This window comes from Rhodoferax sp. RT4P68 (assembly GCF_056521305.1).
The window spans coordinates 64,767-78,247 of sequence record NZ_JBWMBB010000005.1; the positions used below are offsets into that span (position 1 = coordinate 64,767).

14 protein-coding genes are annotated in these 13,481 nt (G+C 69.0%); 5 read left to right on the top strand and 9 right to left on the bottom strand.

The genetic code is table 11. The annotated features are described in order from the left end of the window. Positions 1-46 precede the first annotated feature (46 nt). Positions 47-1,210 (top strand): acyl-CoA dehydrogenase family protein, encoded by a 1,164-nt coding sequence (locus AC099J_RS12255; protein ID WP_479615535.1) that lies wholly within the window; start codon positions 47-49, stop codon positions 1,208-1,210. A 51-nt stretch (positions 1,211-1,261) separates the two neighbouring features. Here AC099J_RS12255 and AC099J_RS12260 read toward each other — a convergent pair whose 3' ends face one another. Then, complete coding sequence (locus AC099J_RS12260; protein WP_479615536.1) at positions 1,262-2,002, bottom strand: GntR family transcriptional regulator; 741 nt, start codon at positions 2,000-2,002, stop codon at positions 1,262-1,264. A 149-nt stretch (positions 2,003-2,151) separates the two neighbouring features. Between AC099J_RS12260 and AC099J_RS12265 the strand changes: the two genes are divergently transcribed. Genes AC099J_RS12265 through AC099J_RS12280 form a run of 4 tightly spaced genes read left to right on the top strand, consistent with a single transcriptional unit; the run spans position 2,152 to position 5,099 of the window. Continuing rightward, the gene (locus tag AC099J_RS12265; RefSeq protein ID WP_479615537.1) at positions 2,152-2,433 is read left to right on the top strand and encodes a UxaA family hydrolase; all 282 of its coding nucleotides are present in this window, start codon (positions 2,152-2,154) and stop codon (positions 2,431-2,433) included. A 40-nt stretch (positions 2,434-2,473) separates the two neighbouring features. Beyond that, complete coding sequence (locus AC099J_RS12270; protein WP_479615538.1) at positions 2,474-3,649, top strand: UxaA family hydrolase; 1,176 nt, start codon at positions 2,474-2,476, stop codon at positions 3,647-3,649. A 5-nt stretch (positions 3,650-3,654) separates the two neighbouring features. After that, on the top strand, positions 3,655-4,101 hold the full coding sequence (locus tag AC099J_RS12275) for a hypothetical protein (RefSeq protein WP_479615539.1): 447 nt from the start codon (positions 3,655-3,657) through the stop codon (positions 4,099-4,101). Then, complete coding sequence (locus tag AC099J_RS12280) at positions 4,098-5,099, top strand: Ldh family oxidoreductase (protein ID WP_479615540.1); 1,002 nt, start codon at positions 4,098-4,100, stop codon at positions 5,097-5,099. Before AC099J_RS12275 ends, AC099J_RS12280 begins: the two co-directional genes overlap by 4 nt. A 242-nt stretch (positions 5,100-5,341) precedes the next feature. Here AC099J_RS12280 and AC099J_RS12285 read toward each other — a convergent pair whose 3' ends face one another. The 8 genes from AC099J_RS12285 to AC099J_RS12320 form a co-directional block, all read right to left on the bottom strand. Next, positions 5,342-6,346, bottom strand: coding sequence for an alcohol dehydrogenase catalytic domain-containing protein (locus AC099J_RS12285; protein ID WP_479615541.1), 1,005 nt, complete (start codon positions 6,344-6,346; stop codon positions 5,342-5,344). Positions 6,347-6,361: 15 nt separating this feature from the next. After that, complete coding sequence (gene aptA, locus AC099J_RS12290; RefSeq protein WP_479615542.1) at positions 6,362-7,669, bottom strand: omega-aminotransferase AptA; 1,308 nt, start codon at positions 7,667-7,669, stop codon at positions 6,362-6,364. A 12-nt stretch (positions 7,670-7,681) separates the two neighbouring features. Next, a complete protein-coding gene (locus tag AC099J_RS12295) occupies positions 7,682-8,455 on the bottom strand; it encodes an SDR family NAD(P)-dependent oxidoreductase (RefSeq protein WP_479615912.1) in 774 nt (257 codons plus the stop codon). A gap of 82 nt (positions 8,456-8,537) precedes the next feature. Next, a complete protein-coding gene (gene hpsN / locus AC099J_RS12300) occupies positions 8,538-9,851 on the bottom strand; it encodes a sulfopropanediol 3-dehydrogenase (RefSeq protein WP_479615543.1) in 1,314 nt (437 codons plus the stop codon). Positions 9,852-9,937: 86 nt separating this feature from the next. Continuing rightward, a complete protein-coding gene (locus AC099J_RS12305; protein WP_479615544.1) occupies positions 9,938-10,987 on the bottom strand; it encodes an ABC transporter substrate-binding protein in 1,050 nt (349 codons plus the stop codon). Positions 10,988-11,042: 55 nt separating this feature from the next. Beyond that, complete coding sequence (locus AC099J_RS12310) at positions 11,043-11,840, bottom strand: ABC transporter ATP-binding protein (RefSeq protein WP_479615545.1); 798 nt, start codon at positions 11,838-11,840, stop codon at positions 11,043-11,045. A 33-nt stretch (positions 11,841-11,873) separates the two neighbouring features. Beyond that, a complete protein-coding gene (locus AC099J_RS12315) occupies positions 11,874-12,629 on the bottom strand; it encodes an ABC transporter permease (RefSeq protein WP_479615546.1) in 756 nt (251 codons plus the stop codon). Then, a complete protein-coding gene (locus tag AC099J_RS12320) occupies positions 12,626-13,432 on the bottom strand; it encodes an ABC transporter permease (protein WP_479615547.1) in 807 nt (268 codons plus the stop codon). Before AC099J_RS12320 ends, AC099J_RS12315 begins: the two co-directional genes overlap by 4 nt. Positions 13,433-13,481: the final 49 nt, after the last annotated feature.

The following is a 13,481-nucleotide window of genomic DNA, read 5'->3' on the forward strand; positions in this document are numbered from 1 at the left end:
ACCCGCTGCGCTAGCCTTGCAGCCTACCCACAGCCTGGCCCGCACCATGGACTTCAGCCTCTCCCCCTCTCAACTGGACCTGCAGGAACGCACCCGGCGCTTCATCGCCGAGGAAGTCATCCCGCTGGAGAACGACCCGCGCCAGGACCACCACGGCCCGCACGAATCGCTGCGCGACGACCTGGTCGCCCGCGCCAAACGCCATGGCCTGCTGACGCCGCACGCGTCGAAAGAGCACGGCGGCCTGGGCCTGTCGCATGTGGACAAGGCCATCGTGTTCGAAGAGGCGGGCTACTCGCCACTGGGCCCGGTCGCCCTGAACATCCACGCGCCCGACGAAGGCAATGTGCACCTGATGGAAGTGGTGGCCACCGCTGCGCAGAAGGCGCGCTGGCTGCAGCCGCTGGTGGACGGCACCGTGCGCTCATGCTTCTGCATGACCGAGCCGCCACCCGGCTCTGGCTCCGACCCGTCGATGCTGCAGACCACCGCCGTGCGCGATGGCGACGACTACGTCATCACCGGCACCAAGTGGTTCATCACCGGGGCCACGGGCGCCGGCTGGGCCATCATCATGGCGCGCATGGAAGACGGCTCGGCCACCATGTTCCTGGCTGACATGGACCAGCCGCAGATCGTGATCGAGCGCCAGATCGACGCCATGGACCGCTGCTTCACCGGCGGCCACGGCGTGGTGCGCTTCGAAGGCCTGCGCGTGCCCGCCACCGACGTGCTGGGCGAGCTGGGCCAGGGCTTTCGCTACGCGCAGGTGCGCCTGGCACCGGCGCGGCTGACCCACTGCATGCGCTGGCTGGGCCAGGCGCGCCGCGCGCACGACGCCGCCAGCGCCTACGCCAAAAAGCGCCACGCGTTCGGCCAGCCGCTGGTCGAACATGAGGGCGTGGGCTTCATGCTGGCCGACAACGAGATGGACCTGCACAGCGCACGCCTGGCGATCTGGCATTGCGCCTGGGTGCTCGACCAGGGCGGCAAGGGCCGCCACGAATCCAGCGTGGCCAAGGTGCTGTGCTCGGAGGCCGAATGGCGCGTGGTCGACCGCTCGGTGCAGATCATGGGTGCGGCCGGCGTGTCGGGCGAGAGCATCGTCTCGCGCATCTTCACGGACATGCGTGCCTTCCGCATCTACGACGGCCCATCGGAAGTGCACCGCTGGAGCATCGCCAAGACCATCGGGCGGCGCAGCGCCTAGCAGGAACGGCAGCCGAGGGCCTGGCGCCAACGGGCTCGGGCGCGCCCCCTCTCAGAGCGGCCGCGACAGCAGATGCACGTACTCGTGCCGGTCCGTATGAATGGTCGAGACGCGGTACTCCACCGGCCTGTCGCCGAACGTCAGCGCCGTCCGCCGTACCGACATGACGGGCTGACCCTGGGCCACACCCAGAACGCGTGAGGTCGTCCGATCGGCGGCCACCGCGCGCGCTCGCTCGTGGGCGCGCACGACCGTGATCCCGAACGCCGTCTGGTAGAGGTGGTAGATCGTGCTGGGGCGATCGCGAAAGCGCTTCTCCGTCAGCCCCTTGAACAGCAGCGAAGGCAGGGTCAACCGGTCGTGGATGACGGCGCGGCCCTGCAGCAGCAGCCGGTTGTCCACCTGGATCGCGGGCTCACCCGGCTTCATGCCCAGCGCCAGCGCCGCATCCGCATCCACGCGCACGCGCTCGAACGCCAGCAGCTCGACCCGCGGCACCTCGCGCAGACCGTCGCAGCGCTCGACGTGGAAAAACTGGAACAGAAAGCGGTCGGCGTTGTGCAGCGCGACAAAGGTGCCGCGCCCCTGCCGGCGCACCAGGATGTTCTCGGCCACAAGTTCGTCGACCGCATGCCGCAGCGTGCCGATCGACACCTGCAGCGCCGCCGCCAGCGCGGTCTCGCTGGGAAGCGCGTCGCCAGCGGGGCACTGGCCTGACTCGATGGCCTGCAGCAGGGCGCGCTTGGCGGCCCGATACAGCGGTGCGCCGGTGGCCTCGGAGGCAATCGGCATGAAGACATCCATTGCGGACTTCGCAGGCATGCGGTCGATTCTGCGCGCGACGGGATATTCCTTCAACTCATTTAGATGACCTGTTTGACAGTCGGAAAGTATCGTTTCGACAATGGCCGCTCGTCGCACCCAACACAAGGAGACCCGCAATGATTCACTTCGTACTGCACGACACCAAAGACACCGTGGCCGTGGTCGTCGTCGAAAACGTCAAGGCCGGCATGCAACTGCAGGGCTGGATCATGGACGAAGACAAGATGACCCATCTTCAGGCCCTGCAAGACATCCCGATCGGCCACAAGGTCGCGCTGCGCGACATGGCGCCGGGCGATACGGTCTGGAAATACGGCATCGACATGGGCAAGGTTGTCGCGCCGATCCGCGCCGGCGAGCACGCCCACGTGCAGAACATCAAAACCAAGCGCTGGTAAGCCGCCCGGTCGCCCACCCCATCCACCATCAGGAGACACCATGAGCATCGTTACCGCCAGCACCACCTTCCTGGGCTACCGCCGTGAGAACGGCCGCGTCGGCGTGCGCAACCACGTTATCGTGCTGCCGCTGGACGATCTGTCCAACGCCGCAGCCGAGGCCGTGGCGCATAACATCAAGGGCGCGCTGGCCATCCCGCACCCCTACGGTCGGCTGCAGTTCGGCGCCGACCTGGACCTGCACTTCCGCACGCTGATCGGCGCCGGCTGCAACCCCAACGTCGCCGCCGTGGTCGTCATCGGCATCGAGGACAGCTGGACGAAGAAGGTCGTTGATGGCATTGCCAGCACCGGCAAGCCGGTGGTCGGCTTCGGCATCGAGGGCCACGGCGACCACGACACCATCATGAAGGCCAGCAAGGCCGCGCGCGAATTCGTGCAGTGGGCCAGCGAGAAGCAGCGCGAAGTCTGCCCCATCGGCGAACTATGGGTATCGACCAAGTGCGGCGAGAGCGACACCACCAGCGGCTGCGGCGCCAACCCGACGGTGGGCAACGCGTTCGACAAGCTCTACGAACTGGGCAGCACCCTGGTGTTCGGCGAGACCTCCGAGCTGACCGGTGGCGAACGCATCGTCGCCGACCGCTGCCGCACGCCGGATGTCAAGGAGCGCTTCATGTTCATGTTCGACCGCTACCAGGACATGATCAACCGGCACAAGACCAGCGATCTCTCGGACAGCCAGCCGACCAAGGGCAACATTGCCGGCGGCCTCACCACCATCGAGGAAAAGGCGTTGGGCAACATCCAGAAGATCGGCAAGAAGTGCCTGGTCGATGGCGTGCTGGACAAGGCCGAAGTGCCCACCGGCCCGGGCCTGTGGTTCATGGACTCCTCCAGTGCCGCCGCCGAGATGGTGACGCTGTGCGCCGCCTCCGGCTACGCGGTGCACTTCTTCCCCACCGGCCAGGGCAACGTGATCGGCAACCCGATCCTGCCGGTCATCAAGATCTGCGCCAATCCGCGCACGGTGCGCCTGATGAGCGAGCACGTCGATGTCGACACCTCCGGCCTGCTGCAACGCGAGATCACGCTGGACCAGGCCGGTGACCAGCTGCTCGAATGCATGCTGCGCACCGCCAACGGCCGGCTGACGGCGGCCGAGGCCCTGGGCCACCGCGAGTTTGTGCTGACACGCCTGTACGAAAGCGCCTGAAGGCCATGCGCATCGTCATCACCGGGTTCATGGATGCGCCCGCCCTCGCGCGGTTGCGGGCGGCGCATGAGGTGCTGTACGACCCCGTGCTGGTGGACGATGCGCCACGCCTGCCGGCCGAGTCGGCCGGTGCCGACGCGCTCATCGTGCGCAACCGCACCCAGGTGCGCGGCGCGCTGTTGCAGGCGCTGCAGCGCTGCCGCGTTGTCGGTCGGCTCGGTGTCGGGGCTGGACAACATCGACGTGGCCGCCTGCGAGGCCCGCCGCATGCTGGTGCTGCCGGCCACAACGTGTTTGCCGACGAACCGCTGGGCGTGGCGCCGCACTTCGAGGGCTGCCCGAACCTGCTGCTCACGCCGCACATGGCCGGTGTGACGGCCGAATCCAACACCCGCGTCAGCGACCTCATCGCCGAGCGCGTCCTGCACGCGCTGAAGGAGCGGCACCCATGATCCGCATGACCCTCGAACAAGCGCGCCAGGCGGTGTCCGCCCGGCTGCGCGAGGCCGGCGCCAGCGCCCCCATGGCCGAGGCCACCGCCCGCGCCCTGGTGCTGGCCGAAGCGCAGGGCCTCGCCTCGCATGGCTTGAGCCGCGTGCCGCAGTACAGCGCGCACCTGCGCAACGGTCGCGTCGCGGGCGGCGCCGTGCCGCGCATCGTGAACGATGGCACGCAGCGCGCGGCCTTCGTGGTCGACGCTGGCGAAGGTTTGGCCTTTGCGGCTTGTGAGCTGGCCGTGACGGAGGCGATCGCGCGCGCGCGCATCGCCGGCATCGCACTGGCGGGCGTGCGCAACAGCCACCACTGCGGCGTGCTCGTCGACCACCTGCGGGCGGTGGCCGACGCCGGCATGGTGGGCCTGGGTTTTGCCAACTCACCGGCGGCGATGCCGGCCGCCGGCGGGCGGCACCCCGTCTTCGGCACCAATCCGGTGGCGGCGGTGTTCCCGCGTCGCGCGGCCGACCCGCTGCTGATCGACCTGAGCCTGTCCGAAGTGGCGCGCGGCAAGCTGATGGTGGCCGCCAAAGAGGGGCGCGACATTCCGCTGGGCTGGGCGCTGGACGCGCAGGGCGCGCCCACCACCGACCCCAAGGCCGGCCTGGCCGGCTCGATGTTGCCCATCGGCGCCGCCACCAGCCCCAAGGGCGCCATGCTGGCCCTGGTGGTCGAGCTGCTGGCCACCGCGTTGATTGGCGCGCAGTTCGGCTTCGAGGCTTCGAGCTTTTTCGTCGAGGAAGGCAACCGGCCGCGCATCGGCCAGACCTTCGTGGTGATCGACCCGGGCGCGACTGCGGGCAGCGCCGCCTACCTGGACCGCATCGAGGTGCTGTTGACCGAGTTGCTGCGCGATGCCGATGTGCGGCTGCCCGGCGCGCGCCGCGAACAGCTGCGCCGGCAAGCGCAGCAGCACGGCATCGACGTGCCCGCGTCACTGCTGGTGACCGGCTGATCTCGCGCGCGTCAATCTACGCGTGGTGACGCGCTGCTTCCCGGCCGACCCATGCGGCCACCCCACGAGCAGACAACTGGCGCGTCAGCGCGCAGTGGCCGTGACCACCGACGCACGCCGGCCATGCCCGACGATCCCACCACCGCCGAGGCGGCATGCCGGCGCTGCAGGTGCAGAACTGGACGCGGGCATCCGGGCCGAGTGACCCTGCAACCGACCTGCCGCAGCGCCAGGCGCGCGGCTCACCCCGGCAGCAGGATGACCTTGGCCGACGCCGCGCGGCCCTTGTCCAGATCGTCGAAGGCCTGCGGCCCTGCGGTGAGCGGCCGCACGTCCACCCAGCCGAGGTCGCCGAAGGCACCCCGGTGGATCGCCTGCACGGTGGCGCGCAGGTCGGCCGTGGTGTAGGTGTAGGTGCCCAGCAACGTGATCTCGGCCAGCGTCAGGCGGCGCATGTCGATTTCGCTGGCCCAGTCCTGCAGGCCCACGTGCATGACAACGCCCCCGGCCTTCACGGCGGCCAGCGCTGCCCGGCGCGTGACGGCCGACCCCACGGCATCGAGCACGTAGTCGAACCGGTCCTCTGGCGCGGTCTGCTCGCGCGGATCGAAGGTGTCCACCCCCGCATGGCGGGCCAGTTGCCCGCGCCGCAATGGGTTGACCTCGGCCACCGTGACCTCGGTGCAGCCGTAGTGGCGCAGCAGCAAGGCCGACAGCATGCCAATGGCACCACCGCCCAGCACCAGCGTGCGGCATTCCTGCACCGGCCGGGTCAGCGCCTTCATCGACAGGTTGAGGGCGTGCAGCGCCGTGGCGGCCGGCTCGGTCACCGCCGCGTGCACGGGCGACATGTCCTGCGGCATGTCGATCAGCGATGCCGCCGGAATGGACATCAACTCGGCGAAGGCGCCGGGCCGGCTCATGCCCACCATGCTGCGGTGCGCGCACAGGTTGTTGCGGCCTTGCACGCAGTACTCGCACCTGCCGCAGGTGATCAAGGGGTTGCCGGTCACCCGCGTGCCGACGGCGTACAGCGGCGAGGCGCTGTCCACCACGGTGCCGCAGAACTCATGCCCGAGCACCAGACCCGGCAGGCGACGCGGATCGTGCCCGTGGTAGGCGTGCAGATCGGAGCCGCAGATCCCGACCGCGTCGATGCGCAGCACGACCTCGCCCGCCTCCAGCGTGGGCGCGGGCCTCTCTTGCAGTTGAACTTCGTTGGGTTGGGTGTAGACCAGTGCTTGCACGCGATGTCCTCGGCGTCAGGGGGTTTGTTGAATGGCCAGGCGCAGGCGCTCGACCATGCGGTCGACGTCGCCCCTGCCGGCGATGAAGGGCGGCGCGAGCACCAGGGTGTCGCCCGGCGCGCGCGTCAACAGGCCGTGCTCGAACGCCAGCGCCTGTGCCTGGGCGCCGCGCAGGCCGGGCGCACCGTCGCGCACCGCCAGCTCGATGCCGGCCGCCAGCCCGAAGTTGCGGATGCTGACCACGTTGGGCGCATCGGCCAGGCTGTGCACCGCCTGCTCGAAGTACCGCGACAGGGCCCGCACGCGGTGCAACAGGTCTTCCTGCTCGATCACATCGAGCATGGCCGAGGCAGCGGCGCAGCCCAGCGGGTGGCCGGAAAAGGTGTAGCCATGCATCAGCTCGGCCAGGTGCGTGGGGCCCTGCATCAGCGCGTCGTGGATCTCGCGTTGCACCAACACCCCGCCCAGCGGCGCCGCACCGTTGGTGACGGTCTTGGCGAACAGGATCATGTCCGGCGTCACGCCCATGCTGTGGGCGGCGAACATCGCACCGGTGCGGCCAAAGCCGGTGATGACTTCGTCGAACACCAGCAACAGGCGGTGCCTGTCGCAGATGGCGCGCAGGCGCTGCAGGTAGCCCTTGGGCGGCACCAGCACGCCGGTGGAGCCGGCAAACGGCTCGACCACCACGGCGGCAATGTTGCTGGCCCCGTGCAGCGCGACGATGCGCTGCTCCAGCTCGTCCGCCATTTCCGCGCCGGCCTCGGGCTGGCCGCGCACGAAGGCCTGTGTGGCCGGGTCCCAGGTGGCGCGCAGATGGTCGCTGCGCAGCAGCGCGCCGCCGAAGGCCGTGCGGTTGTTCAGCATGCCGCCGACGGAGATGCCGCCGAAGCCCACGCCGTGAAAGCCGCGCTCGCGCCCGACGAACAGGGTGCGCTGCCCCTCGCCGCAGATTCGCCAGTAGGCCAGTGCGATCTTCAGCGCCGTGTCGCAGGCCTCCGATCCGCTGTTCGTGAAGAACACGCGGTCCAGCCCGACCGGTGCCAGCGTGGCCAGGCGCTCGGCCAGCGCAAACGCGCCGGGATGGCCGACCTGGAACGACGAGGCGAAGTCCAGCGTGTCGATCTGGCGCTTCATCGCCTCGGCGATCAAGGGGTGGCAATGCCCGGCGCCCACGCACCACAGGCCCGAGGTGCCGTCCAGCACCTCGCGGCCCTCAGCCGTCCGGTAGTGCAGCCCCTGTGCGCTGACCACCAGCCGTGGCGCCGCCTTGAAGCCGCGGTTGGGTGTGAAGGGCATCCAGAATTCGGAGAGCGAGGGCATGTTCGTGCTGCCTCATCTGGCGGTGAAGCCGCCGTCGACCATGAGGGTCTGGCCGGTGATGTAGGCCGACGCGTCGCTGGCCAGAAACACCGCCACACCATGCAGGTCGCGCAACTCACCGTTTCGGCCGATGCAGGTGCTTGCGGCGTGCTGCTGCGTCAGCGCTGCATTGCCGAACACGGGCGCGGTCAGCGCCGTCGGGAAGAAGCCCGGCCCGATGGCGTTGCAGTTGATGCCGCGGCCCGACCATTCCTGCGCGATGGCCCGCGTGAGCTGCGTCACCCCGCCCTTGGCGGCGCCATACGGCGCGCTGTTGGCAAAGGCGCGCGAGCTTTGCAGGCTGGCGATATTGAGGATGCGGCCCCAGCCACGCACGGCCATGGCTGGCGCCAGCGCCTGCGTCAGGAAGAACGGCGCGCCCAGGTGCAGGTTCAACTGCGTCTGCCAGGTCGCCGGGCTGACGGCCTCGAAGGGCTCGCGCAGATTCACGCCGGCCGCGTTGACGAGGATGTCCACCGGCCCCAGCGCCAGCGCGGCCTGCGCGCCCTGCTGGGCGCCGTCCAGGTCCGACAGATCGCAGGCCACGCTGGCCACCGCATCGCCGGCCAGCCCTGCTGCCTGCAGGCGGCCTGCCGCCTCGGCCAATGCATCGGTACGGCGCGCCATCAGCACCACGCGGGCGCCCGCCAGGCCCAGCGCCAGCGCGATCGCCTCGCCGATGCCGGAGTTGCCGCCCGTCACCAGCGCGGTGCGGCCGCGCAGGTCGAACAGCCGCGCGATGCGCATGGGCGCCTCAGCGGCGGCACGATCGGTGCGCGCTGGCCCGGGGTGTGCCGGTACGTCGCTCACTGGGATACCTCCGCGTCGCTCATACCGCGACCGGCTCGCCCACGTTGAACGTCTGGCCCGGGAAGTACTTGGCCAGGCGCTCGTCGGCGGTGCGGGCGTGGGCCTCCATGCCCTCCAGGCGCGAGATGCGTGCGGTCACCAGGCCGATGTCGCGCGCGGCCTCGCGCGTCATGCGCTGCCAGGTCAGCGTCTTCATGAACTTGTGCACCGACAGCCCGCCGGAATAGCGCGCCGCCCCCTTGGTGGGCAGCACATGGTTGGGGCCGCTGGCCTTGTCGCCATAGGCCACGGTGGTCTCCTCACCCAGGAACAGCGAGCCATAGCAGGTGAGGTGCTCCAGCCACCAGTCCAGCGCCTGCGCGTGCACCTCCAGGTGTTCACTGGCATAGCGGTCGGAGACCTGCACCACCTCTTCGCGCGTGCTGCACAGCACCACCTCACCGTAGTCGCGCCAGGCGCTGGCGGCCGCATCGCGGGCCGTCGGGGGCAGCGCTGCGATCAGCGGCTCCATGCGCGCCATGACTTCGCGCGCCACGCGCTCGCTGGTCGTGAACAGCCAGGCCGGCGATTCGTGGCCATGCTCGGCCTGTCCGACCAGGTCGGCCGCGACCACCGCCGGGTCGGCGCTGTCGTCGGCGATCACCGCCACCTCGGATGGGCCGGCAAACACGTCGATGCCCACTTTGCCGAACAGCGTGCGCTTGGCCTCGGCCACGAACTTGTTGCCAGGTCCCACGATCACATCGGCCGGCTTGCCGGTGAACAGGCCATAGGCCATGGTCGCGATGGCCTGCACGCCGCCGAGCGTGAGGATCACGTCGGCACCGGCCTTGTCGAAGGCATACATCAGGTAGGGATGCATGGGGCCGCCGCGGAACGGGCCGGAGCAGGCAATGATGGTGCCGACCCCGGCCGCCTTGGCCGTGGCCACGCCCATGTAGGCCGAGGCAATGTGCGCGTAACGACCCGCCGGCGCATAGCAGCCCGCGACATTGACCGGCAGCACACGCTGCCCGGCGGTCACGCCGGGGTGCAGCGTGGTGGCGAAGTCGCCCAGCGAATTGCGCTGCGCGCGCGCGAAGTCGTAGACCTGCCGGATGGCGAAGTCGATGTCGGCCCGCACCTCGGCCGGCACCTGCGCGGCGTTGGTGTCGAGCTGGGCGCGGGTGACGATGAACTCGCCCTCCCATTTGTCCAGCGTTTTGGCGTAGCGGCGCACGGCCTGCTCGCCTTCGCGCTCGATGCTGGCGAGCATTTCGCCAACCACCTGCTGTGCCGTGGCGGTTTCGGAATCGGGTGTCTTGTCGGCCTTCTTGAGGTACTGAATGGTCACGGGGTCTCTCCAATCGTCGAAAAACGGGGCAAAGCGCTGCCTGCCACCCGGCTGCGCCAGGGTGTGAGGATCGGGGGGCTCGATGCCTACTTGCCGCTGGCGAAATCGCGCAGCTTGGGGTCGGCCTGCACCAGGGCCATGTATTCGCCGGTGATGAAGTCCTGCACCTGCGGAATGCTGGGCAGTGCGCCGGTCTCGCGCATGAACACGGCGATCTGCGCGAACCACGCGTCCATCTGCGAAGTGCCAGCGCTGCGGTCCATCTGCTTGAGCTGCGCGGCCAGGTCGAAGGTCGGCCGGCTGTCGAACTCTTTTTTCATCGACGCCTCGCTGATCGCCACGCCGCCCTTGGCATAGAAGTCCTTCATCATCGCCAGCGCCTGCGGCTTGTTGGCCGCCATCCAGTGCCAGGCACGCAGGTACACGGCCAGGAACCTGGCCACGTTCTGCGGGTTCTCCTTGGCATAGTCACCACGCGCGATCAGGGCCCCCGGCACCATGGCGCCGCTGTCGGCACCGCTGCACAGCACCTTGGCGCCGGCCTTCTCCTCCACGGTGTAGGTGTTCGGCGCCCACAGGCCGGCCAGGTCGGTGTTGGCCGACGACAGCGCCGAGATGATCTCGGCCTGGCCCATGTTCTTGAAGACCAGGTCCGACTTCTTCAGACCGTACTTTTTCAGGCACGACTGGATGGCGAAGTCGGCCGTCGAGTTCTGCGTCAGCGTGACGGTCTGGCCACGCAGCGCCGCCGCTGGATCCTTGGCGAACTCGGCGGCCTTCTTGGCGCTGCCGACCAGCGCGTTGCCGGCGGATTCGTCGTTGGTGATGCCGATGGTCTTGATGCCGAAGCGCACATGGCCCAGCACGGCCGGCACGGAGCCGGTGCCCCCCACGTCCCACGACTTGGCTGCGGCCGAGGCGATCTGCGGCACGCCGGCAGGGAAGGTGCTGAACTCCGGCTGCAGGCCGACCTCCTTCCACCAGCCCTTCTCGGTGGCCACATGGAACGGCAGCGCCCAGTACAGCGCCGGCTGGTAGCTGATCTTGATCGGCGTGAGCGCCTGCGCCAGCGCAGTGGCGGACATGCCCAGTGCCAGGGCCAGGGCGGCGAATGTCTTCAGGGGGCGGTGCAGCATGGTGAAGTCTCCTTGGGGTGGCGTGGGGGTGCAGTCAGGTTGCGGCGCTGAACGCTCAGTGGTCGACGCCCGCGTGTTCCTCGCGCAGCGATTTCCAGATGCGGGTGCGCAGGTGGACAAAGGATTCGAGATCCATCACGTCTTCGATGCGGGCATGGCGGTCCCAATGGTCGGCCTCGCGCACGGTCTTGATGTCCAGGATCTCCTTCACCCGGCCCGGCCGCGCGGCCATGATCACCACGCGATCGGCCAGGTAGACCGCCTCTTCCACCGCGTGGGTGATGAACAGCACGGTGCGCGGGTGCTTGCGCGCCAACTTGACCAGCTCCTCCTGCATGACCACGCGCGTTTGCGCGTCCAGGGCGCCGAAGGGCTCGTCCATCAGCAGCACGTCCGGGTCGAGCGCGTAGGCCCGAGCGATCGCCACGCGCTGCTGCATGCCGCCGGACAGCTGGTGCGGATAGGCCGACTCGTACCCTTTCAGATTCATCAGCGCGATGTAGCGGGTGATGGTCTCGTGCCGCTGCTCGGACGGCAGGCGCAGCGCACGCAGCCCGAAGTCGATGTTGTCGTACACGGACTTCCAGGGGAACAGCGCGAACTGCTGGAACACGACGGCGCGTTCCGGCCCGGGCTTGGTGACCGGCTTGCCGGATACCTTGAGGCTGCCGGAGGTCGGAAACTCCAGGCCCGCCGCCATGCGCATGCAGGTGGTCTTGCCGCAGCCCGAGGGGCCGACGACGGCCACGAACTCCTGGTCGCGCACGGTCAGGTCGAAGCCCTCGATGATGGGAACGGGTTTGCCGTCGCGCTCGAACACGCGGCCGATCTGGGTGAATTCGATGGTGCTCATGGGACGGTTCCGGTCAAGATTTGATGCGCGTCGTCAGTGGGCGGTGCGGTGGCGCAGCAGGTGCGCCTCGATGCGCCGCAGCGCCAGGTCGATCAGCACGCCGACCATGCCGATGGCCAACATGCCGGCCATGACGACGTCGGTGGCGATCGCGCTCTGCCCCTTGACGATCAGGTAGCCCATGCCGCTGGAGGCCACGATCAGCTCGGCCCCCACCAGCGACATCCAGCCCAGGCCAGCGGCAATGCGCAGGCCGGCGATGATGCTGGGCACGGCCGCCGGGAACAGCACCTCGGTGATCGTGCGCATGTTGCCCACGCCCAGCATGGCGGCCGCCTCCAGGTAGCGCAGATCGACGCCGCGCGCACCGCGGTAGGCGTTGATGACACACGGCGGAAACGCACCGGCGAAGATGATCAGCGTCGGCCCGCCGATGCCGGTGCCGAACCACAGCGCGGCAAACGGCACCCAGGCCACTGGCGCAATGAAGCGCAGACCGTCGAACAGCGGCGAGACGATGTCGTCCAGCCAGCGGAACCAGCCCATCAGCAGGCCCAGCGGCACGCCGACCAGGACGGCCAGCCCGAAGCCCATGGCGAAGCGCTGCAGGCTCGATGCCATGTGCTGCCACAAGGTGTAGCCCGAGAACGGCTCGACAGCCAGCTGTGCCAGCCGCCCCAGCACCGTGTGGGGCATCGGCAGGAACTGGGGCGGCGCCAGATGCAGGATGGCAGCCAGGTACCAGATCGCCAGGAAGCTCAGCGCGCCCAGCAAGGACAGTCGCTTCATGCTGCCACCCTCCCGACGCGCCAGGGCATGACGCGCCCTTCCAGCCGCGCCAACAGCGCCGTGGTGGCCCCGCCGCAGACCGCCACGCACGCCATGGCCACCAGGATCATGGCCGGGTAGATGTCTTGCGCGCCCTGGTTCAGGATGCTGCCCAGCCCATACAGCGCGCCGATGAGTTCGGCCGCCACCAGCGTCGTCCAGCTGGCCTGCAACGACAGCCGCAAGCCGGTGAAGATCATCGGGAAGGAACCCGGCACCAGCACCTCGCGCACCAGCGGCCAGCCGCGCACGCCCAGCATGCGCGTGGCCTCCATCACCGGCACCTCGATGTTGCGCACGCCGGTGTAGCTGTTGATCACCGACGGCACGAAGGCCGCCACGAAGATCACCAGGATCTTGGCCGTGTCACCCAGGCCCAGCCAGACGATGGCCAACGGGATCCACGCCAGCGGCGGGATCGGGCGCAACAGCAGGAAGGCCGGGTTCAAGAACGCCTCGGCCCGCCGCGAATAGCCCATCAGCAGACCCAGCGGCACGCCGACCAGCACCGCCACGCCGAAGCCCATGGCCACCAGGCGCAGGCTTTGCAGTACATGCTGGTGCAGCCGCCCGTTGCCATAGCCCTCGCGCACGATCTGGCTGAGCGCGACGCCCACCTCGGCAGGCGTTGGAAAGCGCGCTGCCGACACGATGCCGGTGGCGGCCGTGAGCACCCACCACGCCAGCAAGGCAAGCGCTACCGTGGCCAGGCCCACCAGGGTGCGGCGCGAGGGGCCGATCGTCCGAGAACGTTGAGTAGCCATCGCTTAGCATGTCTCCATTGTTGTGACAGCGCAAAGTCATGTAAGCGCT

Coding starts and splice junctions, on each gene's coding strand:
- AC099J_RS12255 (WP_479615535.1), top strand. CDS start 47: ATGGACTTCAGCCTCTCCCCCTCTCAACTGGACCTGCAGGAACGCACC.
- AC099J_RS12260 (WP_479615536.1), bottom strand. CDS start 2,002: ATGCCGATTGCCTCCGAGGCCACCGGCGCACCGCTGTATCGGGCCGCC.
- AC099J_RS12265 (WP_479615537.1), top strand. CDS start 2,152: ATGATTCACTTCGTACTGCACGACACCAAAGACACCGTGGCCGTGGTC.
- AC099J_RS12270 (WP_479615538.1), top strand. CDS start 2,474: ATGAGCATCGTTACCGCCAGCACCACCTTCCTGGGCTACCGCCGTGAG.
- AC099J_RS12275 (WP_479615539.1), top strand. CDS start 3,655: ATGCGCATCGTCATCACCGGGTTCATGGATGCGCCCGCCCTCGCGCGG.
- AC099J_RS12280 (WP_479615540.1), top strand. CDS start 4,098: ATGATCCGCATGACCCTCGAACAAGCGCGCCAGGCGGTGTCCGCCCGG.
- aptA (WP_479615542.1), bottom strand. CDS start 7,669: ATGCCCTCGCTCTCCGAATTCTGGATGCCCTTCACACCCAACCGCGGC.
- AC099J_RS12295 (WP_479615912.1), bottom strand. CDS start 8,455: ATGCGCATCGCGCGGCTGTTCGACCTGCGCGGCCGCACCGCGCTGGTG.
- AC099J_RS12305 (WP_479615544.1), bottom strand. CDS start 10,987: ATGCTGCACCGCCCCCTGAAGACATTCGCCGCCCTGGCCCTGGCACTG.
- AC099J_RS12310 (WP_479615545.1), bottom strand. CDS start 11,840: ATGAGCACCATCGAATTCACCCAGATCGGCCGCGTGTTCGAGCGCGAC.
- AC099J_RS12315 (WP_479615546.1), bottom strand. CDS start 12,629: ATGAAGCGACTGTCCTTGCTGGGCGCGCTGAGCTTCCTGGCGATCTGG.
- AC099J_RS12320 (WP_479615547.1), bottom strand. CDS start 13,432: ATGGCTACTCAACGTTCTCGGACGATCGGCCCCTCGCGCCGCACCCTG.